At 71.4% G+C, this 20,432-nt stretch carries 20 protein-coding genes; 8 read left to right on the top strand and 12 right to left on the bottom strand.

Annotated features, from left to right (window positions below; genetic code table 11):
* Positions 1 to 39: 39 nt before the first annotated feature.
* A complete protein-coding gene (locus J8N05_RS00320; protein WP_210880493.1) occupies positions 40 to 672 on the bottom strand; it encodes a DUF1003 domain-containing protein in 633 nt (210 codons plus the stop codon).
* Complete coding sequence (locus tag J8N05_RS00315) at positions 662 to 2,062, bottom strand: magnesium transporter MgtE N-terminal domain-containing protein (protein WP_247706083.1); 1,401 nt, start codon at positions 2,060 to 2,062, stop codon at positions 662 to 664. The genes J8N05_RS00320 and J8N05_RS00315 overlap by 11 nt, the downstream gene beginning before the upstream one ends.
* A 228-nt stretch (positions 2,063 to 2,290) precedes the next feature.
* On the opposite strand from J8N05_RS00315, the gene J8N05_RS00310 reads away from it, so the two are divergent.
* A complete protein-coding gene (locus tag J8N05_RS00310; RefSeq protein ID WP_210880492.1) occupies positions 2,291 to 3,049 on the top strand; it encodes a hypothetical protein in 759 nt (252 codons plus the stop codon).
* Between the two features lie 356 nt (positions 3,050 to 3,405).
* Here the strand turns inward: J8N05_RS00310 and J8N05_RS00305 are convergent, their stop codons facing one another.
* Together J8N05_RS00305 and J8N05_RS00300 are read right to left on the bottom strand one after the other, a co-directional pair.
* Positions 3,406 to 3,963, bottom strand: a complete 558-nt coding sequence (locus J8N05_RS00305) for a hypothetical protein (RefSeq protein ID WP_210880491.1) — start codon at positions 3,961 to 3,963, stop codon at positions 3,406 to 3,408.
* A 45-nt stretch (positions 3,964 to 4,008) separates the two neighbouring features.
* Positions 4,009 to 5,118, bottom strand: coding sequence for a magnesium and cobalt transport protein CorA (locus tag J8N05_RS00300; protein WP_107020174.1), 1,110 nt, complete (start codon positions 5,116 to 5,118; stop codon positions 4,009 to 4,011).
* A 523-nt stretch (positions 5,119 to 5,641) separates the two neighbouring features.
* Between J8N05_RS00300 and J8N05_RS00295 the strand changes: the two genes are divergently transcribed.
* On the top strand, positions 5,642 to 6,250 hold the full coding sequence (locus tag J8N05_RS00295) for a suppressor of fused domain protein (RefSeq protein ID WP_210880490.1): 609 nt from the start codon (positions 5,642 to 5,644) through the stop codon (positions 6,248 to 6,250).
* A gap of 86 nt (positions 6,251 to 6,336) precedes the next feature.
* Here J8N05_RS00295 and J8N05_RS00290 read toward each other — a convergent pair whose 3' ends face one another.
* On the bottom strand, positions 6,337 to 7,590 hold the full coding sequence (locus J8N05_RS00290; protein WP_210880489.1) for an MFS transporter: 1,254 nt from the start codon (positions 7,588 to 7,590) through the stop codon (positions 6,337 to 6,339).
* Between the two features lie 196 nt (positions 7,591 to 7,786).
* Between J8N05_RS00290 and J8N05_RS00285 the strand changes: the two genes are divergently transcribed.
* The 3 genes from J8N05_RS00285 (at position 7,787) to J8N05_RS00275 (ending at position 10,509) form a co-directional block, all read left to right on the top strand.
* Positions 7,787 to 8,428, top strand: coding sequence for a DUF6758 family protein (locus tag J8N05_RS00285; RefSeq protein ID WP_189769189.1), 642 nt, complete (start codon positions 7,787 to 7,789; stop codon positions 8,426 to 8,428).
* 267 nt (positions 8,429 to 8,695) lie between these two features.
* Positions 8,696 to 9,562: a PHP domain-containing protein gene (locus J8N05_RS00280; RefSeq protein ID WP_210880488.1), complete on the top strand. Its 867-nt coding sequence runs from the start codon at positions 8,696 to 8,698 to the stop codon at positions 9,560 to 9,562.
* 341 nt (positions 9,563 to 9,903) lie between these two features.
* Positions 9,904 to 10,509 (top strand): MarC family protein, encoded by a 606-nt coding sequence (locus tag J8N05_RS00275; protein ID WP_210880487.1) that lies wholly within the window; start codon positions 9,904 to 9,906, stop codon positions 10,507 to 10,509.
* 98 nt (positions 10,510 to 10,607) lie between these two features.
* Here the strand turns inward: J8N05_RS00275 and J8N05_RS00270 are convergent, their stop codons facing one another.
* Positions 10,608 to 10,760: a hypothetical protein gene (locus J8N05_RS00270; protein WP_007384531.1), complete on the bottom strand. Its 153-nt coding sequence runs from the start codon at positions 10,758 to 10,760 to the stop codon at positions 10,608 to 10,610.
* 213 nt (positions 10,761 to 10,973) lie between these two features.
* Here J8N05_RS00270 and J8N05_RS00265 point away from each other — a divergent pair, with 213 nt between their 5' ends.
* Positions 10,974 to 11,897 (top strand): NYN domain-containing protein, encoded by a 924-nt coding sequence (locus J8N05_RS00265; protein ID WP_210880486.1) that lies wholly within the window; start codon positions 10,974 to 10,976, stop codon positions 11,895 to 11,897.
* A 97-nt stretch (positions 11,898 to 11,994) separates the two neighbouring features.
* Here the strand turns inward: J8N05_RS00265 and J8N05_RS00260 are convergent, their stop codons facing one another.
* Positions 11,995 to 12,882 (bottom strand): alpha/beta fold hydrolase, encoded by an 888-nt coding sequence (locus tag J8N05_RS00260; protein WP_210880485.1) that lies wholly within the window; start codon positions 12,880 to 12,882, stop codon positions 11,995 to 11,997.
* 145 nt (positions 12,883 to 13,027) lie between these two features.
* Complete coding sequence (locus J8N05_RS00255; protein ID WP_247706082.1) at positions 13,028 to 15,583, bottom strand: DEAD/DEAH box helicase; 2,556 nt, start codon at positions 15,581 to 15,583, stop codon at positions 13,028 to 13,030.
* 480 nt (positions 15,584 to 16,063) lie between these two features.
* Between J8N05_RS00255 and J8N05_RS00250 the strand changes: the two genes are divergently transcribed.
* On the top strand, positions 16,064 to 16,801 hold the full coding sequence (locus J8N05_RS00250) for a ferritin-like fold-containing protein (RefSeq protein WP_210880484.1): 738 nt from the start codon (positions 16,064 to 16,066) through the stop codon (positions 16,799 to 16,801).
* A gap of 260 nt (positions 16,802 to 17,061) precedes the next feature.
* Here J8N05_RS00250 and J8N05_RS00245 read toward each other — a convergent pair whose 3' ends face one another.
* The 4 genes from J8N05_RS00245 to J8N05_RS00230 form a co-directional block, all read right to left on the bottom strand.
* Positions 17,062 to 17,334: a hypothetical protein gene (locus J8N05_RS00245; RefSeq protein WP_210880483.1), complete on the bottom strand. Its 273-nt coding sequence runs from the start codon at positions 17,332 to 17,334 to the stop codon at positions 17,062 to 17,064.
* 261 nt (positions 17,335 to 17,595) lie between these two features.
* Positions 17,596 to 17,823, bottom strand: a complete 228-nt coding sequence (locus J8N05_RS00240) for a DUF3107 domain-containing protein (protein ID WP_055610545.1) — start codon at positions 17,821 to 17,823, stop codon at positions 17,596 to 17,598.
* A 135-nt stretch (positions 17,824 to 17,958) separates the two neighbouring features.
* Entirely contained in the window at positions 17,959 to 18,600 is a 642-nt protein-coding gene (locus tag J8N05_RS00235) for a TetR/AcrR family transcriptional regulator (RefSeq protein ID WP_210880482.1), read from the bottom strand.
* 268 nt (positions 18,601 to 18,868) lie between these two features.
* Positions 18,869 to 19,093, bottom strand: coding sequence for a hypothetical protein (locus J8N05_RS00230; protein WP_210880481.1), 225 nt, complete (start codon positions 19,091 to 19,093; stop codon positions 18,869 to 18,871).
* A 171-nt stretch (positions 19,094 to 19,264) separates the two neighbouring features.
* On the opposite strand from J8N05_RS00230, the gene J8N05_RS00225 reads away from it, so the two are divergent.
* Positions 19,265 to 20,254 (top strand): alpha/beta fold hydrolase, encoded by a 990-nt coding sequence (locus J8N05_RS00225; protein WP_210880480.1) that lies wholly within the window; start codon positions 19,265 to 19,267, stop codon positions 20,252 to 20,254.
* Positions 20,255 to 20,432 lie beyond the last annotated feature (178 nt).

The raw sequence follows: 20,432 nt of genomic DNA, 5'->3' as shown, positions 1-20,432 counted from the left end.
CGATGGTACGGCGCCCGGCCCGGGGGCCGGAAAGCCCCGTCACCGGTCGTCTACGTCACGTCCCCGAGGGTGATCCGCCGGGAATACGCCACGCCGGTCGCCGGGGCGGTCGAAGGGGCGGTCCGCCGGCCCGCCCCCGTCGCCGTCGCGGCGCCGTTCCTCCAGCTCCTTGACCAGGTCCTCCAGCTCGGAGCGGATCCAGTCGCGGGTGGCGACCTCGCCGAGGCCCACGCGCAGCGCGGCGATCTCCCGGGTCAGGTACTCGGTGTCCGCGATCGACCGCTCGTTCTGCTTGCGGTCCTGTTCGAGGTTGACCTTGTCGCGGTCGTCCTGCCGGTTCTGCGCGAGGAGGATCAGCGGGGCGGCGTACGAGGCCTGGAGCGAGAGCATCAGGGTGAGGAAGATGAACGGGTAGTTGTCGAAGCGCAGATCACGCGGCGCGGACACGTTCCACACCACCCACAGGATGATGACGAACGTCATCCAGACGATGAACCGGCCCGTGCCCAGGAACCGCGCGATCCGCTCCGAGAGCCGTCCGAAGGCCTCCGGGTCGTACTCGGGCAGGAGTCTGCGCCGCGGCGGCTGCGGCTGGTCGAGCCGCAGGCGGGACCGCGCGGGGGCGCCCGCCCCGCCCGCGGCCCGCTCCCGGGTCTCGCGCTCAGGAGCCATCAGCGGCCTCCTGGGCACCCGTGCGTCCGCCGGCGGCAGCCGAGGTGGCGGTCGCGTCGGCTGTCGCGGAGGCGGAGGCGGTCGCGGGTGCGGCCGGCCCGGTGCCGGACCCCATCGCCTCCTCGTCCGAGTGGAACTCCCTCTCCCGCCAGTCCTCGGGCAGCATGTGGTCGAGGACGTCGTCCACGGTGACCGCGCCGAGCAGCGAACCGCTCTCGTCGACGACGGGCGCCGCGACCATGTCGTACGTGGCGAAGAAGCCGGCCACGACGGGCAGCACGGCCTCGGGGTCCAGCGGCCGCAGGTCGTCGTCGATGATCGAGCCCACCAGCGTGTACGGCGGATCGCGCAGGAGCCGCTGGAAGTGGACCGTGCCGAGGTACTTGCCGGTGGGGGTCTCGTCCGGCGGGCGGCACACGTACACCTGGGCGGCCAGCGCGGGGGAGAGGTCGGCGTTGCGCACCCGGGCGAGGGCGTCCGCGACGGTCGCGTCGGGCCGCAGCACGATCGGCTCGGTCGTCATCAGACCGCCTGCGGTGCGTTCCTCGTACGCCATCAGCCGCCGTACGTCCGCCGCGTCGTCCGGGCGCATGAGCGCGAGCAGCCGCTCCTTGTCGTCCTCCGGCAGCTCGCCGAGCAGGTCGGCCGCGTCGTCGGGGTCCATGGCCTCCAGGACGTCCGCGGCGCGCTCCTCCTTGAGCTTGCCGAGGATCTCGATCTGGTCGTCCTCCGGCAGCTCCTCCAGGACGTCGGCGAGCCGGTCGTCGTCCAGGGCCGCCGCGACCTCGGCGCGCCGCTTCGCGGACAGATGGTGCAGGACGTTCGCGAGGTCGGCGGGGCGCAGCTGCTCGAAGGTGGCGAGCAGGTTCTCGGCGCCCTGTCCGTGCTCCTCCAGCGAGAACCCGGTGACGGCCGACCATTCGACGGTCAGGGTCTCGCCCCTGGCCCGCCGGAACGCGCCGCCGGTCCGCCCCTTCCGTACGAAGACCCGGTCGATCTCCCAGTCGCGGCGCGCGGGCAGCTGCTGGATGGCGATGTCCAGGACGGTGACCGTCTCGGGCTCCTCGCCGCTCTCCACGAGGGTGACGCGCCGGTCGAGGAGCTCGCCGAGGACGAGCCGCTCGGTGGGGCGCTGCTCGAACCGGCGGACGTTCAGTACGCCGGTGGTGATGACCTGGCCCGACTCGATGCCCGTCACCCGGGTCATGGGCAGGAAGATACGGCGCCGGGTGGACAGTTCGACGACGAGGCCGAGCAGCCGCGGGGGCCGCCGTCCCACGCGCAGCATGGCGACGAGGTCGCGCACACGTCCCACCTGGTCGCCGTTGGGGTCGAAGACGGCGATGCCGGAGAGGTGCGAGACGAAGATCCTGGGGGCGCCTGCCGCCATCCGGGCGCCTCCTTCTTCGTACGGGCTTCGGTGCACGGACTCTGGTGTACGCGCTTGGCTTCGGGTGTTATTGAGTGTCATGTCCGCTCGGGTGGGCTTCAGGCTAGCCCGTCCCGGTCGGATACGCCCTGGTGAGCGGTGCGGACGGACTGACTCCGAGTGGCGTAGCGGGCCCCGGTACGCTGCGGTACGCCGTTGAGGACAACCGCACGAGAGGCAGCGCCACCTGTGACTGCGATTCCCCGTGGACGAACCCGTAAGGCCGCGTTGGCGAGGGCCGTGTGCGCGCTCGTCGTGGCGGGGGCAGGGGTGACGGGGTGCGGCGGTGAGGACCCGGACGCGGGGACGAACGGGGTCGGGAAACTTCCCCCCGCGAAGATCCAGAGCAGAACGCAGTCGGCCGCGGCGGCGGCCGGAACGGTACGGCTGTCCGGGGCCGTCGTCAGCGACAAGCGCACCTACAAGCTGGACATGCAGCTCAAGAAGGACGGCGGTACGGGGTCGGTCACCTCCGACGGTGTGACGTTCCGCCTGCTGCGGGTGGACGAGCACCTGTTCATCAAGGCCGACGCGGACTTCTGGAACCACCAGGACGGCAAGAGCGACGACAGTACGTCGGACACGGCCGCGGCGGGGAAGCTTGAGGGCATGTACGTGAAGGTCCCGAAGGGGGATCCCGCGTATCAGCAGCTCAGTGTCTTCACCGAGAAGGACGTGCTGCTGGACGGGCTCCTGTCGCTGCCGGGTGAGCTGGCGACGGACGGGCACCACGAACTGAACGGCGTCCGTACGATCCGGCTCACCAGTGACGAGGGTTCCGGGGGCCGGATCGACGTCTCCCTGGAGGGGAAGCCGTATCCGCTGTTGCTGGTGCGGGCCGGGGGTGCGGGGACGATCCGGCTGACGGACTGGGGCCGCGACTTCACGCTGAAGGCCCCGGCCGCGGCGGACACTGTCGACTACGGCCAACAACTCCCGTCGTCCTGACCCCGGGTGTGTCCCCGAGCCCCCTCAAAGACAAAAGGATTGCGCAGTTCCCCGCGCCCCTAAAGACAAAAGCCTGCGCAGTTCCCCGCGCCCCTAATAGCGATGGTGGCCGCACGGCTGAAGCCTGAAAGACCGGGGCGCAGCCCCGTCTTTCAGGGGCGCGGGGAACGGCGCGAGCAACCCCCACCGGGCCGCACCCGATGGTCGGCCTGCGGAGGCTTCAGGGGCGCGGGGAACGGCGCGAGCAACCCCCACCGGGCCGCACCCGATGGTCGGCCTGCGGAGGCTTCAGGGGCGCGGGGAACGGCGCGGGCGACCCCCGCCGGGCCGCAGCCCGTAGTCGGCCCGCGGAGCGCTCAGGGGCGTCGGCGGCGGCGGAAGAGCAGGCGGGGCAGACCCGCCGGGACCGGCAGCCGCGTGGTCGCCGACGTAGGCACCGGCACCGCCGCCAACGACCCCGAAGGCAAAGACGCAGTAGAACCCGTCGGCGCCAGCCGGACGACCCGGCACTCGCGAGCCCACCGCTCCGTCATCGCCTCCCCGTCGGGCGCGTTCAACCGCTTCCCCTTCAGCTCGCCGACGGCCACCCCCCACTCCTCGGACCCGGAGGCCAGCTCCGCCACGGACGCCGTCCAGGACACCAGCCGCCCGCCCTTGTCCTTGCTGCGGACGGTCACGACCGCCTCCCGCCCGTCCACGAGCCCCGGCAGCGGCTGCTCACCGGGCCCGTCCCCGACCAGGTACACGGCCCCGTCGTGCCACACGTGCCACAACGCACGAGTCGGCGCACCCCGGCCCGGACCCTGATCCTGGGGGTCCAGCGACGGGACACCGCTCCCGCGCACCCAGATGAGCCCGGACTTCTTCGTGGCCTCCTCGACGAGGGCCTGTTCGGCAAGAGCCTGATCCGTCATGAGGGTCACCCTAGCGCCGCCCCGAACGGCCCCCGGGGCGAGCGCTCAGAGCCAGCCGTTGCGCTTCAGCGTCCGGTGGATGCCCAGGCAGAGCACCACCGTGATGCCCATGATCGAGGGGTACCCGTACCGCCAGTGCAGCTCCGGCATGTGCTCGAAGTTCATGCCGTACACGCCGCACACCATCGTCGGCACGGCGATGATCGCCGCCCAGGACGTGATCTTGCGCATGTCCTCGTTCTGCGCGACGGACGCCTGCGCGAGGTTGGCCTGCAGGATCGAGTTGAGCAGTTCGTCGAAGGCGACGACCTGCTCGTGCACCCGCGCCAGGTGGTCGGCGACATCGCGGAAGTACTTCTGGATGTCGGGGTCGACCAGCCGCATCGGCCGCTCGCTCAGCAACTGCATGGGCCGCAGCAGCGGCGACACCGCGCGCTTGAACTCCAGTACCTCACGCTTGAGCTGGTAGATCCGCGCCGAGTCGACACCGCGCGACACCCCGCCCCGGCGGCCGGGCGAGAACACCTCGGTCTCGACGTCGTCGATGTCGTCCTGCATGGCGTCCGCGACCGCGATGTAACCGTCGACGACGTGGTCGGCGATGGAGTGCAGCACGGCGGAGGGACCTTTGGCGAGCAGCTCGGGGTCGTCCTGCAGCCGGTGCCGCAGCGCCCGCAGCGAGCCCTGCCCGCCGTGCCGCACGGTGATGAAGAAGTCCCGCCCGGTGAAGCACATCACCTCGCCGGTCTCCACGACCTCGCTGGTGGCGGTGAGTTCGTCGTGCTCGACGTAGTGGATGGTCTTGAAGACGGCGAACAGCGTGTCGTCGTACCGCTCCAGCTTGGGCCGCTGGTGGGCGTGGACGGCGTCCTCGACGGCGAGCGGGTGCAGCCCGAACTCAGCGGCCACGCCGGCGAATTCGTCCTCGGTGGGCTCGTGCAGGCCGATCCACGCGAATCCGCCGTCGCGCCGCACCTGACGGATCGCGGTACGCGGCGTGAGGCTGTCGTCGGACGGGAGGCGGACGCCGTCGCGGTAGACCGCGCAGTCCACGACGGCCGAACTCTCCGCGGCCGACCGGGTGGTGTCGTACGCGCCGCCGTCCTTGCGGAGCGAGGGGCGGACCGCGGCACGCAGGTTGTGGATCATCGACATGGTGGCTCCTTCGCGAACGAAGGCCGCCGACGACGGTTGGAACTGCCCGGAATGGGGACGTCCAGACTGCGGATGTTTGGCACGTCCACAAAGCGGGGAGCACCGCACCGTCACGGTGGCGACTTCGCTACTGATACAGATCAGAAAAATTCAGACAGATCAGGGAAAACGAAGTGCTCTTCCGTTGTGTACCGGACCGGCCATGACACGAGCGCGGGAAACGACGCGAACGCGAGGGGTGGCAGTCGGCAGAGCGTGAGCTCGGGAAGCTGAGAGGAACTCAGCAGCCGGAAGAGCGGGTGGTACTGCCTGGTCGACTTCGATCCATGGAGCCCCACCTCCTCCGGCCGGTCCCCCGTAGGGGAGGTCCATCCCCCGTAGGGGAGTCTCATGCGTCGAGACGTGGGCCGGGACTTGAGAGCGACGCTTCTGCGTGCTGCCCCGGCCAGCGGCCAAGACTAGCAGCCGGCTGAAGTGTCAAGCCCTCGCTTTGCCCGCTGCTGACGAGTTCTATGCTCGGCGCATGGTTGATGTTCTTGCTCTGGTGGAAGCCCGTTTGCGTACCGCCCTGGGCGAACCGGACGCGCGCGCCGCGGTGACGTTCCTGGGCACGGACCGCGTCGAGGTGCTCCGTTTCACGGACCTGGACACCTCCGGTACGACCCCCGCCGGGATCGTCCGGTACGCCACGCTCGGCATGTCGGCCCAGCCGATGGCGGACCCCACGGCGGCCGTCGCCGACCCGGTCGCGGGCCCGCGCGCCGAGCTGGTCCTGTCGGTACGGGCCGGTGCCGCCGACACCGACAAGGTGCTCCGCCCGCTCGCCGTACTGGCCGCGTCCCCGCAGGTCGAGGGCCTGGTCGTGGCCCCGGGCGCCTCGCTCGACGTGGGCGATCCGCTGTGGCCGGGCGCCCCCTTCACCTCCGTCCTGGTCGCCGAGCCGGGCGGCCTGGTCGAGGATCTCGAACTCGACGCACCCCTGGATCCCGTACGTTTCCTGCCGCTGTTGCCCATGACACCGAACGAGGCCGCGTGGAAGCGGGTGCACGGCGCGGCGGCGCTCCAGGAGCGCTGGCTGGCAAGCGGAACGGACCTGCGCGATCCCGCACGCAAGTCCGTTTCCCTGGACTGACGCTCAACAGCCGACCCGGGTCGGCCAGTTGGCTATCTCACACTCCGTGGAGCCCTCCGGGAGGTCCGGCGGAGGGCGGCCGGGGATCAGTTCGCGAAGACGGTGACCCCGTCCTCCACCGCGTGCCGCTCCTCCAGCTCCTCGGCCTCGTGCGTCAGGGCGTCCCGGCGTACGAGGACCACGAGCGCGCCCAGCGCCGCCGTGACCGCCGCGACCACGAACGGGATGTGGATGTCGGTCCACTCCTCGATCCTCGGCGCGAAGAACGGCGCCGCCGCGGCGGCGAACCAGCGGACGAAGTTGTAGCCGGCGCTCGCCACCGGGCGCGGCGCGTCCGACACGCCGAGGGCCAGCTCCGTGTAGACGGTGTTGTTCACGCCGATGAAGGCACCGGAGAGGATCGTGCAGACGACGGCCGTGGTGTGGCTGCCGTAGCCGAGCACGAGGACGTCGGCCGCGAGCAGCACCAGTGAGCCGCCGAGCACCTTCAGCGAGCCGAACCGGGCCTGCATGCGCGGCGCGACGAGCACCGAGAACACCGCGAGCAGCACACCCCAGGCGAAGAAGACCGCGCCGCTGTTGTACGGGCTCATGTTCAGTACGAAGGGTGTGAAGGCCAGCACGGTGAAGAAGGTGTAGTTGTAGAAGAACGCCGAGCCCGCCACCGAGGCGAGGCCGCCGTGGCCGAGGGCCTTGACCGGGTCGAGCAGGCCCGTCCTGCGCGCGGGCTTCGGCTGCTCCTTCAGGAACGCCGTGATGCACAGGAACCCGATCGCCATCAGGAACGCGGTACCGAAGAACGGGTAGCGCCAGCTGGCGTCGCCGAGCAGCGCGCCGAGCAGGGGGCCGCAGGCCATGCCGAGGCCCAGGGCCGACTCGTACAGCAGGATCGCCGCCGCGCTGCCGCCGGCCGCCGCGCCCACGATGACGGCGAGGGCGGTGGAGACGAACAGGGCGTTGCCGAGGCCCCAGCCGGCCCGGAAGCCGACGAGTTCGCCGACCGAGCCGGAGGTGCCGGAGAGTCCGGCGAAGACCACGACCAGCGCGAGGCCGAGCAGCAGTGTGCGACGGCCGCCGATACGGCTGGAGACGAAGCCCGTGACCAGCATCGCGAGCGCGGTGATCAGGAAGTACGAGGTGAAGAGCAGCGAGACCTGGCCGGCGGTGGCGTCCAGGCCCTTGGCGATGGACGGCAGGATCGGGTCGACGAGGCCGATGCCCATGAAGGCGACGACGGATGCCCCGGCGGTCGCCCAGACCGCCTTCGGCTGACGCAGGAGGCTCGTGGCCCCCGCGTCGAAGGTGTCCCCTTCGGTGGGGCCTCCCGTGCTGCTGTTCATGCCCGCTCCTTCACGCTGCTCGCGGAGAGATGCTCATAGATGGTTGGCGTATACACATAATAAGTTAGAGCGGCTAATGAATGCAAGCTACATCTAGTTTTCCCTGGTGGTGGGCCGTGGCGACGAGGTGACAGGCGCGCGCCGGACGGGTGATCGTCCTTGACGCGACGAAGGACGGGGAGGACCGTTGTGCCTTATGAGGGGCGAACCCAGTTGCCCGAAGTGTGGTGGCCGGGTCAGGGCTCCCGGCCTCTTTGCCGACTCCTGGCAGTGCGATGTGCACGGCATCGTGCATCCGCTGCAGCCCGTGATCCCGCCCAGCGTGGAAGCCCTCGGTGTGGTCGTGCACCGTGCGCGCGTACCGGTGTGGATGCCGTGGCCGCTGCCCGTCGGCTGGCTCTTCACGGGTGCCGCGTTCGCCGGTGACGACCGCAGCGGCGGTCGCGCGACGGCCGTCGCCTGCTCGGGGCCCGGGCCGCTCGGCGGATTCGGGGAGCTGATGCTCGTCGCCGAGGAACTGGGCGTGGGTCTGGGCGCGCGGTACGCGGGCATCGAGGGGCTCGACCCGGGGCCGTACATGAACGTGGACAAGCCCCCTCAGGTGAAGGTGCTGGCCGCGGGGCGGCCGACGCCGCTCTGGCACGTCCCCGGGGTGCCCGGCGACCGGGCCGTCTTCGCCGGTGAGGCGCTCGGGCTGTGGCTGTGGGCGGTCGTGTGGCCGGAGCAGTCGGGAATGATGATGTACGACGAACTGGTGCTGACGGATCTGCGGGACGCGGGTGCGGAGGCGGATCTGTTGCCTTGCGGGGCGCTGTCGCCGCGGATCCTGGAGCCGTAGGTTCCGCGCGGCCCCTCCTGGGGTGCGTGGGTTGTCGGGTGCGGGTGCGGGTGCGTCGTGGCTGGTCGCGCAGTTCCCCGCGTCCCTGGGCGGTGGGGGTGAGCCCGTGTCGCCATGGCCGCGCCCCTTGGGCGGCGGTGGCGAGTCCGTGTCTGCGGTCCAGGTTCTGTAGGGGGCGACCCTGGGTGGTGGGTGTGACAGGAGTGGGCTCTGGGCCCGTTATCCTTGAACGGTTCCCCTTGTCCTGGCCTTGTCTGGAGTCCGCTCGTGCGCATCGATCTGCACTGCCACTCCAAGGCCTCCGACGGTACGGACACCCCCGCCGAGCTGGTACGGAACGCCGCCGCGGCCGGTCTCGACGTCGTCGCGCTGACCGACCACGACACCACCCGCGGCTATGCCGAGGCCATCGCGGCCGTGCCCGCCGGGCTGACGCTCGTGACCGGCGCCGAGCTGTCCTGCCGCCTCGACGGCGTAGGCCTGCACATGCTGGCGTACCTCTTCGACCCCGAGGAGCCGGACCTGCTGCGTGAGCGCGAGCTCGTACGCGACGACCGGGTGCCCCGGGCCCAGGCGATGATCGGCAGCCTGCGTGACCTGGGGGTGCCCATCACCTGGGAGCATGTGGAGCGGATCGCGTCCGGCGGGTCCGTGGGCCGGCCGCACATCGCCACCGCGCTCGTCGAGCTGGGCGTGGTGCCGACCGTCTCGGACGCGTTCACGAGCCAGTGGCTCGCCGACGGCGGCCGGGCGCACATCCAGAAGCACGAGTCCGACCCCTTCGAGATGATCCGGCTGGTCAAGGCCGCGGGCGGGGTCACCGTCTTCGCGCATCCCGCCGCCGCCAAGCGGGGCCGGACCGTACCGGAGTCCGCGATCGCCGAACTGGCCGCGGCCGGGCTCGACGGCATCGAGGTCGACCACATGGACCACGACGCGCCGACCCGGGCCCGGCTGCGCGGCCTGGCGGCCGAGCTGGGGCTGCTGACCACCGGTTCGAGCGACTACCACGGCCACCGCAAGGCGTGCGAACTCGGCGAGTACACGACGGACCCCGAGATCTACGCCGAGATCACCCGCCGGGCGACGGGCGCGTTCCCCGTCCCGGGCACGGGCGGACCGGCGGGCGCCTAGCCCCCGGCACCGCTGCCGGACCGGCACAGGGCGCCCGTCCACCGGCCGGGCGCCGTCGCACTCGGTAGCGGCCCGGCAACTCGCCCCACCTCCGAGCACGGCTCACCGCCAGCCCCCTAAGGGGCGCGGGGAACTGCGCGCCCAGCCACGACGCACCCGCAGCGACCCACGCACGTCCCCCTCCGCCTCCAGGCACGGCTCACCGCCGACCGCCAAGGGGCGCGGCGCTGTGACACATGCGGCTCCGCCGCGTGGGCGCGCCCAGCCACAACGCACCCGCAGCAACCCGCCCACATTCACCCCCACCCACCCCCTCGACACCCAGCAAGGCTCACCTGCTCATGTTCGACCTCGCCGTCTTCGGCTCCCTCTTCCTCACCCTCTTCGTCATCATGGACCCCCCGGGGATCACCCCGATCTTCCTCGCGCTGACATCCGGCCGCCCCGCCAAGACGCAGAAGCGCATGGCCTTCCAGGCCGTCTGCGTCGCCGGCGGCGTCATCACCGTCTTCGGCCTGCTCGGGCACCAGATCCTCGACTACCTGCACGTGTCGGTCCCCGCCCTGATGATCGCCGGCGGCCTCCTGCTCCTGCTCATCGCGCTCGACCTGCTCACGGGCAAGACCGACGAGCCCAAGCAGACCAAGGACGTCAACGTCGCCCTCGTACCCCTGGGCATGCCCCTGCTCGCGGGCCCCGGCGCGATCGTGTCCGTCATCCTCGCCGTGCAGAAGGCCGACAGCGTGGCGACCCAGGTCTCGGTGTGGGCGGCGATCCTCGCCATCCATGTCGTGCTGTGGATCGTGATGCGGTACTCGCTGCTGATCATCCGGGTCATCAAGGATGGCGGAGTCGTGCTCGTGACGCGCCTCGCGGGCATGATGCTCTCCGCGATCGCCGTGCAGCAGATCATCAACGGCGTCACCCAGGTCATTCAGAACAGCTGACGTGCGGCCGGGCGGGGCGGGCGGGGCGCGACCGAACGCGGAACCCCCGCCCGGCATCGTGCCGGACGGGGGTTCCGAAGACTGTCAAACGACCGCTGTTATGAGGCCGAGGTGTCGGCCGGGCGGATCCAGAGGCGCTGCCCGATGGCGGCGGCCTGCTGAACGATCCGGTTGACGGAGGCGGCGTCCACGACGGTGCTGTCCACGGGCGTGCCGTCGACGTCGTCGAGTCGCATGATTTCGAAGCGCAAGGGCTTCTCCCTTCGTCTGGTCATCCTCCTGGAGGAGAACTACTGGTGGGGGTGGGTGAGCGAAGCGCGAGCGCTCCGCGTTCCCATAGGAGTCAACGGGTTGATTGTTACGAACATTCCCTACGCTAAAGAAAACTTTCGAACGTCTAATTACTTGCGAGTATCGGGACCGCGTGTGTACACACAGTGACGTCCTGCGACAATGAGGCGCATATGAATGACGACATCGCGGCAGCCGACGACCCCGACGACCTCTCCGCCCTCGCCGCGCGCATCGACCGCTCGAACGAGCTGCTCCAGCGCATGCTGGCCGAGGTGGCGAAGACGCCGTCGACCCACGCGATCTTCGTCGACGCCGGGTACCTCTACGCGGCCGCGGGCCGGCTCGTCGCGGGCACGGAGGACCGCCGGGCCTTCGAGCTGGACGCCGAGGGGCTCATCGACGCGCTCATCGACCGGGCGCGCACGATCTTCGCGGACAGCAGGCTGCTGCGCGTCTACTGGTACGACGGGGCGCGGCGCCGCATCCACACCGCGGAGCAGCAGTCCATCGCCGAGCTGCCCGACGTCAAGGTCCGGCTCGGCAACCTCAACGCCAACAACCAGCAGAAGGGCGTCGACTCCCTGATCCGTTCCGACCTGGAGTCACTGGCCCGGCACCGCGCCATCAGCGACGCGGCCCTCATCGGCGGCGACGAGGACCTGGTCTCGGCGGTCGAGGCGGCGCAGGGGTACGGGGCCCGGGTCCACCTCTGGGGCATCGAGGCCCCGGAGGGCCGCAACCAGGCGGAGCCGCTGCTCTGGGAGGTCGACAGCCAGCGCACGTTCGACCTCGACTTCTTCAAGCCGTACGTGGCCCGGCGCACCACCACCTCGTACGAGACGTCGGCGGTGGCCCGGCCCAGCAGGGAGGACGTGCGGTTCGTGGGGGCGCAGATCGCGGCGAAGTGGCTGGCCGCGCGGGGGCGGGAGTCTCTGGCCGAACTGCTGCCCGGGCATCCGTATCTGCCCGGGCCCGTCGACCAAGAGCTGCTCGTGGAGTCCGAGGGGCTGTTGCAGTACTCGCTGCGCGGGCAGGCGGATCTGCGGCGGGCGCTGCGGGACGGGTTCTGGGAGCACTTGCAGGGGCAGTACTAGGCGCTCCGCTCTCGGCGTGGTGAGGGACACGTAGCCGTATGACCGCGGGCCGGTGGGGGTCGGCCGCGCAGTTCCCCGCGCCCCTGACGGGGCGCGGCTAGTCCACGCCGTCCCAGAACGCGGCCAGCGCCTCCGCCGTCTCCAGCGGGCGGTCCGTGTTCGGGGAGTGCTCGGCTCCGTGGATGATCGTGCGGTGCGCCTCCAGGCGTACGGCCATGTCGTCGAGGAGCGGGACCGGCCAGGTGTCGTCGCTCTCGCCCGACAGGACGTGCACGGGCAGGCGCAGGGCCGCCAGCTCGGCCACCCGGTCGGGCTCCTCGCACAGCTGCCGCCCGGCGGCGGCGAGCTGAGCCGGGCTGTTGCCCAGCCAGCGCCGCCTGAGGTCCTGCTGGTCGTCCAGGCCGGCGTCCAGCTCACCCTCGGCGTCCTCCGGCGGGTCCAGCGCCCGGATCGCCTCCCACACCTGCGCCATGTCCATCACGGTCAGCGCGTCCCGCAGCAGCTTCACCCGCTGCTGCTGACCGGGAGAGATCTCCGCGGGCCCGGAGGACACCATGGTGAGCGACCGGAAGCGGGCCGGTGCCAGCAGAACGGCCGCGCGCGCGACCTGTCCGCCGAACGAATGGCCCAGAAGATGAAAGCGCTCCTGGGAGCTGCCGGAGGCGCCGGGGCCGTCGGCGAGCGCGTCGAGCTGGGCCAGCACGTCCTGCGCCAACTCGCCCTGTGCGTAAGGCGTTTCGTCGTCGCGTGGGCCCGGTGACTCGTACTGGCCCCGGCCGTCCACCGCGACGGTCCGGTAGCCGGCCGCCGCCAGTGGCTCGTGCAGCGAGATGAAGTCCTCCTTGCTGCCGGTGAACCCTGGCAGCAGCAGCACGGTTCCCTTCGCGGGGCTGCCCGCGTCGATCACGGCGAACTCCCCGCGCGCGGTGCCCAGGCGATACGCGCGGGCCCCGGAGGGCGGGACGAAGGTGAAGGGCCTGCTCATGAGGAGGAGGCTATCCGGGCGACCTGACGGGCGACCTGACGGGCGGGATACCGGGCGGTGGCACCGGGCTTTCGAAGCCGGCCTTTCCCGCAACGCCGAACGGCCCGGCCCCCGTGAGGGGAACCGGGCCGTTCGGATACGGAACTCAGCCCTCCGTGGGCTCGACCGCCGCAGCGGCCTTGCGTGTACGCCGACGCGGCTTGGCCTCGGTCGCTGCCTCGGCCGCGACCGGCTCGGTCACCGCGTCCGTGGCGGTCGCCTTGGCCGCTGTCTTGGCGGCCGTCTTGCGGGTGCGGCGCGGCTTGACCGGAGCCTCGGCGGTGTCCGCCGCGGCCTCGGTGGCCTGGGCCGGGATGTCGGCCTCGGCGACCGCGGCCTTACGGGTGCGGCGGCGCGGCTTCGCCTCGGTCGCCTCGGCCGTGTCCACGGCGCTCTCCGCCGCCTCCACGGTCGCGGCGGCCTTACGGGTGCGACGCGGCTTGGTCACCGCGGCGGCCGGTGCCTCGGCCGTCGTGCCCTCGGCGGCGTCCACCGCGGTCTCGGCGGCGACGGCGGCCTTGCGCGTACGCCGACGAGGCTTGGTCTCCTCGACGGGCGCCTCCTCCACCGGAGCGACCACGGCGGCCGGAGCCGCGGGAGCCGTCTCGGCGGTCGCGGCGGCCTTGCGGGTGCGGCGGCGCGGCTTGGCCTCGGGCTCCTCGGTCGCCTGAGCCGGGATACCGGCCTCGGCGACCGCGGTGACCTCGGCGGTCTCGGTGGCCGCGGCGGCCTTGCGGGTCCGCCGACGCGGCTTGGCCTCGACGGCCTCCGCGGTGTCCAGGACCGTCTCGGCGGCGGCTGCCTTGGCCGTTGTGGCCTTGCGGGTGCGGCGCGGCTTGGCCTCGACGGCCTCGACCGGGTCGGCGACGGCTTCCACCGCGGCCACGACCGGTTCGGCGACCGTGGTCTTGCGGGTGCGGCGGCGGGGCTTGGTCACCACGGCCTCGGCTGCCTCGGCCACCTCGGTCACGACGGTCGGCTCGGCCTTGGGGGCCTCCTCGACGACGACGGCCTCGGGCTGCGCGACCTCCGCCGTACGACGCGTGCGACGGCGGCGCGGCTTGGCCTCGGCGTCCGCCACCGGCTCGGCGACGGGCACGACGGCCGGTACGGCAGCCGCCTCGGGGACCTCGACGGCCGTGTTCTCGGACGTCGCGACCGCGCTCGCGGCTGCCTCCGAGCCCGCGGCACGCGTACGACGGCGGCGGCGCGGGGTGCGCGACTCCGTCGCCCGGCCCGGCTCGGTGCCGTCGATCACGGTCTCCGGCGCGGACTGTGCTGCCGTCCGCGACGTGTTCTGCGGCTCCGCGGCGTCGAGCGCCGTGCCGTTGCGCGTACGCCGGCGGCGGCGCGGGGTGCGCTCCGAACGGTCACGGTCACGGTCACGGTCGCGGTCACGACCGCGCTCGGCGGCCGGGGCCGGACCTGTGGAGGGACGGCCTCCGCGGCCACCGCGTGCGCCCCGCCCACCGGTCTCGCCGAGGTCCTCGACGACCTCGGCCGACAGACCGGCACGGGTGCGCTCGGAACGCGGCAGGACACCCTTGGTGCCGGCCGGGATGCTCAGCTCCTCGAAGAGGTGCGGGGACGTGGAGTACGTCTCCGGCGGGTCGTTGAAGCCGAGGTTCAGCGCCTTGTTGATGAGCTGCCAGCGCGGGATGTCGTCCCAGTCGACGAGGGTGATCGCGATGCCCTTGGCGCCCGCGCGGCCGGTGCGGCCGATGCGGTGCAGATACGTCTTCTCGTCCTCGGGGGACTGGTAGTTGATGACGTGCGTCACGCCCTCGACGTCGATGCCGCGCGCGGCCACGTCGGTGCAGACGAGCACGTCCACCTTGCCGTTGCGGAACGCGCGCAGCGCCTGCTCGCGGGCGCCCTGGCCGAGGTCGCCGTGGACCGCGCCGGAGGCGAAACCGCGCTGCTGCAGCTGGTCGGCGAGGTCGGCGGCCGTGCGCTTCGTACGGCAGAAGACCATCGCGAGACCGCGGCCGTCGGCCTGCAGTATCCGCGCGACCATCTCGGGCTTGTCCATGTTGTGCGCGCGGTAGACGAACTGCGCGGTGTTCGCGACGGTCGCGCCCGCGTCGTCCGGCGTGGTGGCGCGGATGTGCGTGGGCTGCGACATGTAGCGGCGCGCGAGACCGATGACCGCGCCCGGCATGGTTGCCGAGAACAGCATCGTCTGACGGCGCACCGGCAGCATGTTCATGATCTTCTCGACGTCGGGCAGGAAGCCCAGGTCGAGCATCTCGTCGGCCTCGTCGAGGACGAGGGCGCGCACGTGCTTGAGGTTGAGCTTCTTCTGGCCCGCGAGGTCCAGCAGTCGGCCCGGGGTGCCGACGACGACGTCGATGCCCTTCTTGAGGGCCTCGACCTGCGGCTCGTACGCCCGGCCGCCGTAGATGGCGAGAACGCGGACGTTACGGACCTTGCCGGCCGTCAGCAGGTCGTTCGTGACCTGGGTGCACAGCTCGCGCGTCGGGACGACGACGAGGGCCTGCGGGGCGTCGGTGAGCTGCTCGGGCTGCGCCCGGCCCGTCTCGACGTCCGCGGGGACGGTCACGCGCTCAAGGAGCGGGAGGCCGAAGCCCAGCGTCTTGCCGGTGCCGGTCTTGGCCTGGCCGATGACGTCGTTGCCCGCGAGGGCGACGGGGAGCGTCATCTCCTGGATGGGAAAGGGACTCGTGATGCCGACGGCCTCAAGGGCCTCGGCAGTCTCGGGAAGGATCCCGAGGTCTCGGAAAGTAGTCAGGGTGCTGCCTCTTCTGTGTACGCGGTGCGAGGCGAGCGCGGGGGTCGTGTCGGGGACCGTGCCGGGGACGTCGGCCGCTATTGACCAGCGGCCGGGGTGGCATGGGACCACTGCCGACGCTCAAGCGTTCGTACCGCTGAGGGTCCCTCCGGATGCCGTACGCACTGTGCCGTACGGGCTGAGAGGGCTGTCGGGTCGGAGCCGATCGGGCCACCGACCGGGCATCCTCATTCGTGCGGACCCGCCGGGTTACGTAGATCAACTCAGCGAGCGCATTACCACCATACCCCGGATCCGCGCATATGCGATGGCCGATTTGGTCACGTAGTCGTCGTCACACTGATTGACCAGGGCCTTACGCCGTGCGGCGAGCGGGCTATTGTGCGCTTCATGACGACGCCTGCCAAATCTTCCGACGCACCCGCCGAACCCACCGGAGTCGCCGCCCAGGACTGGGCCACGGCCTCCGTGGACCCCCAGTACCGTGCCGCGGTCGTGGACCTGATCGGCGCGCTCGCGTACGGGGAGCTGGCGGCGTTCGAGCGGCTCGCGGAGGACGCGAAACTGGCGCCGACGCTCGGGGACAAGGCGGAGCTGGCGAAGATGGCCTCGGCCGAGTTCCACCACTTCGAGCAGCTGCGGGCCCGGCTGACCGAGATCGGGGCGGAGCCGACGCAGGCGATGGAGCCGTTCGTCGCCGCGCTCGACGGGTTCCACAAGCAGACCGCGCCGTCCGACTGGCTGGAAGGGCTCGTGAAGGCCTACGTCGGCGACTCGATCGCCAGTGACTTCTACCGGGAGGTCGCGGCGCGGCTCGACGCCGATACGCGGAAACTCGTGCTGGCCGTCCTCGACGACACGGGGCACGCGTCGTTCGCCGTCGAGAAGGTGCGGGCCGCCATCGACGCGGATCCGCGCGTGGGCGGGCGGCTCGCGCTGTGGGCGCGGCGGCTGATGGGGGAGGCGTTGTCGCAGTCCCAGCGGGTGGTCGCCGACCGGGACGCGCTGTCGACGATGCTCGTCGGTGGGGTCGCGGACGGGTTCGATCTCGCGGAGGTGGGGCGGATGTTCTCGCGGATCACGGAGGCGCACACGAAGAGGATGGCTGCGTTGGGGCTGGCCGCCTGAGCTTTGAGTGGTGACGGTTCGTCGTCGCTGCGGGTCCGTGGGGGCCGGTCGCGCCGTTCCCCGCGCCCCTGAAAGGCCCTTCGGGCCTGTCGCGTTCGGCTGCGGGTCCGTGGGGGCTTGTCGCGCCGTTGCCCGCGCCCCTGAAGGGGCCCCTGGGCCTCCGGTGTTCGGGTGCGGGCCACGTCGTGGCTGGTCGCGCAGTTCCCCGCGCCCCCAAGAAGGCCCCTGGCGGGGCCTTTCGGGGGTTCAGTCGTCGTGTTTCAGACCGTTGCCCCGTGGTGGTGGCGGAGTCTTCCCGCGGGGCGTAGGAGCAGGGAGACGGAGGCCGCGGCCACTGCTGCCGCGCCCAGCATCACCGGCAGGAAGCCGACGGATCCCAGCGCGGTGTGGGTCAGGAAGGCTCCGAAGAGGCCGCCCGCGACGCCCGTCGGGAGGACGATCCTGCGGACCGGCAGGCGGTGCGGCAGGCGGTATGCCGCCGCCAGGGCCAGTGCCAGACCGAGGATGGCCGAGCCGAGCGCTTCCAAGAACATGAGGGGGGTCCCTTCCGCACGGCTGTGTGCACTTCGGTCGTAGCCCGTCATACCCGTGACCTGCGGAATGCAACCCTCCCGTGTGGATGAGTTGTGCTCCATCCGTGAAGCGCGGACATGCGGCGCGGACGGGGCGCACAGCAGGGAGGAACGGTAGGGAAGAACGGCATGGAAGGGCGATGAAAGGCATGAAAAGGGGCCCGGTGGCCATCGGCCTCCGAGCCCCTCTTCCGCCTTCTGCGGCGTACTGCGTACCGCGTCCTACAGCGCGCTGAAGCCCACCTTGCGGGTCGTGGGCTCGCCGAGCTCCACGTACGCGAGGCGGTCCGCCGGTACCAGGACCTTGCGGCCGTGGTCGTCCACGAGGCTGAGCAGCTGCGACTTGCCTGCCAGCGCCTCGGACACCGCGCGCTCGACCTCTTCCGGGGTCTGACCGCTCTCCAGAACGATCTCGCGGGGCGCGTGCTGCACGCCGATCTTGACCTCCACGGCTATGTCCCTCCGACGGTCACTGATGTGCGCGTGTCTCCGCGCCGTACGCAGCACACATTAGCCCGGTGAGGGGACGTACATGCTCCGCCCGAGAACGCCAGGAGCGAACACCTTGTGGGAACAAAGTGGCGGTCAGTGGTGCTCGGTGCCGTGCAGGGGGAAACCCGCGATGCCCCGCCACGCCAGCGAGGTCAGCAGCTGCACCGCTTGCTCGCGCGGCACGCTGCGGTCGCTGTGCAGCCAGGAGCGGGCCACCACCTGGGCGAGTCCGCCCAGGCCCGAGGCGAGCAGCATGGACTCGGCCTTCGACAGACCGGTGTCCTCCGCGATGACCTCGCAGATCGCCTCCGCGCACTCGAACGTGACCTTGTCGACCCGCTCGCGCACCGCGGGCTCGTTCGTCAGGTCCGACTCGAAGACCAGCCGGAAGGCGCCGCCCTCGTCCTCCACGTACGCGAAGTAGGCGTCCATGGTGGCCCGTACGCGCAGGCTGTTGTCCGAGGTGGACGCCAGCGCGGTCCGTACGGCGACCAGCAGCGACTCGCAGTGCTGGTCGAGCAGCGCGAGATACAGATCGAGCTTGCCGGGGAAGTGCTGGTAGAGAACCGGCTTGCTGACGCCCGCGCGTTCGGCGATGTCGTCCATCGCGGCCGAGTGATATCCCTGCGCAACGAACACTTCCTGGGCGGCGCCGAGGAGCTGGTTGCGTCGGGCACGGCGCGGCAGGCGTGTGCCCCGCGGGCGTGCCGCCTCTGTCTGCTCGATGGCTGTCACGCCGCCTCCCAAAATCGTCCACATGCGGTGAGCGCCGCGCGGCCATCGTACTTTTCGGTAACCGTGGTGTGCGCGGTGCGAGCGGAGAATTTCACGGACCGGACGCCGGTGAAACCGTGCAGATCGCGCCATAGGGGGTCATGGCGGGCTCGTGGGGTTCCCGGTGCCGCACCCGGTGACGGGTGCCCGTGTGTCCGGGCACGGCGGTCCCGGTGCCGCGGTCCGGATGCCGCGGTCCGGGCGGTCGGTCGGACCGCCCGGGGGCGGTTCACCGATAGTCGTCCTCGTCGAGTGCCACGACTCTCGCCTGCTCGGCGAGGTCTCCCTCGCTGGCGCTGTCCGGGTCCGCCCCGGTCAGCGGGTCGTCCTGCCGGGGTGCGAGATCCGTCCGCTGCTCGGCGGCGTCGGCCTCGGGGGCCTCCACGCCGATCTCGGTCGCGCCGGTGGCGTCCGTGTCCTCGATTGCCTCGGGGTCGGTGGGGTCGACAGTCATGAGTCCTCTTCCCGAGCGGTGCGAGTGCGCTCTTGCGCTGGTACGAGTGCCCTCGTTCACGAAGCCTAAGAGACCTGGGAGGGGGGCGCTACGCGATCCAGCCGGGCCGTGACTGCTTCCTGTGACGGCGAACACACGATCCAGCGCGTGATCGTCTCGTAACATTGCCGCATGTCTTCGACCGAACTGCCGTCAGTGCTGGCCACCTCCGTCGCGCCGAAGGTCAGTTCCGTCAGGGTGGCCGCGGGGGAGCGGCTGCGCACGGTCGGGCTCCCCGGGATCACGCTGACGGTCCGTTCGAGGCCGCCGGCCTCGGAGGGCCTGCCACCCGCGCTGTACGTGCACGGGCTGGGCGGTTCCTCGCAGAACTGGTCGGCGCTGATGCCGCTCCTGGACGGCCTCGTGGACAGCGAGGCCCTCGATCTGCCGGGCTTCGGCGACTCGCCGCCACCGGACGATAGCGACTACTCGGTGACCGGACACGCCCGCGCGGTCATCCGCTATCTCGACGCGGCCGAGCGCGGGCCCGTGCACCTCTTCGGGAACTCGCTGGGCGGCGCCGTCTCGACACGCGTGGCCGCCGTCCGTCCCGATCTCGTCCGTACGCTCACGCTCGTCTCACCGGCGCTCCCGGAACTGCGGGTGCAGCGCAGCGCGGTGCCGACGGCGCTGCTCGCCCTGCCGGGTGTGGCGGCCCTGTTCACCGGTTTCACCAAGGGCTGGACCGCCGAGCAGCGGGTGCGGGGGGTCACCGCGCTCTGCTACGGGGACCCCGGCATGGTGACGCCGGAAGGATTCCGCAACGCGGTCGAGGAGATGGAGCGGCGGCTCGCCCTTCCCTACTTCTGGGACGTCATGGCCCGCTCGGCGCGCGGCATCGTGAACGCGTACACCCTGGGCGGCCAGCACGGACTGTGGCGTCAGGCCGAGCGGGTGCTCGCCCCTACACTTCTTGTCTACGGAGGCCGCGATCAGCTCGTCTCGTACCGTATGGCCCAGCGCGCGGCGCGTGCGTTCAGGGACTCACGGTTGCTGACATTGCCTGACGCGGGGCATGTGGCGATGATGGAGTATCCGGAGACCGTGGCCACGGCCTTCCGCGAACTCCTCGCGGACACAGGCGAGTTGACCGACACCGGCGCTACCGGCGCGAGGAGCTGAAGCGGCACGTGGGACGTCACAGCCGGCGCGGGCCCGCCCCCAAGGGCGAGACCGCCGACCCTCCCGCTGCTCGGGCTGCCCGGCCGCAGACGGGGACCACCTCGGAGGCGGCGGCGCGCCGACGGCCCCCGGGCGGACCGCAGTCCGCGACACCGCCGGTCCCGCCGGCCCACGGGAC

It is taken from the genome of Streptomyces liliiviolaceus (assembly GCF_018070025.1).
Taxonomy (GTDB): Bacteria; Actinomycetota; Actinomycetes; order Streptomycetales; family Streptomycetaceae; genus Streptomyces; species Streptomyces liliiviolaceus.
Note: the sequence above shows the minus strand (reverse complement) of the source record. Positions and strands in the feature narration are given on the sequence as shown.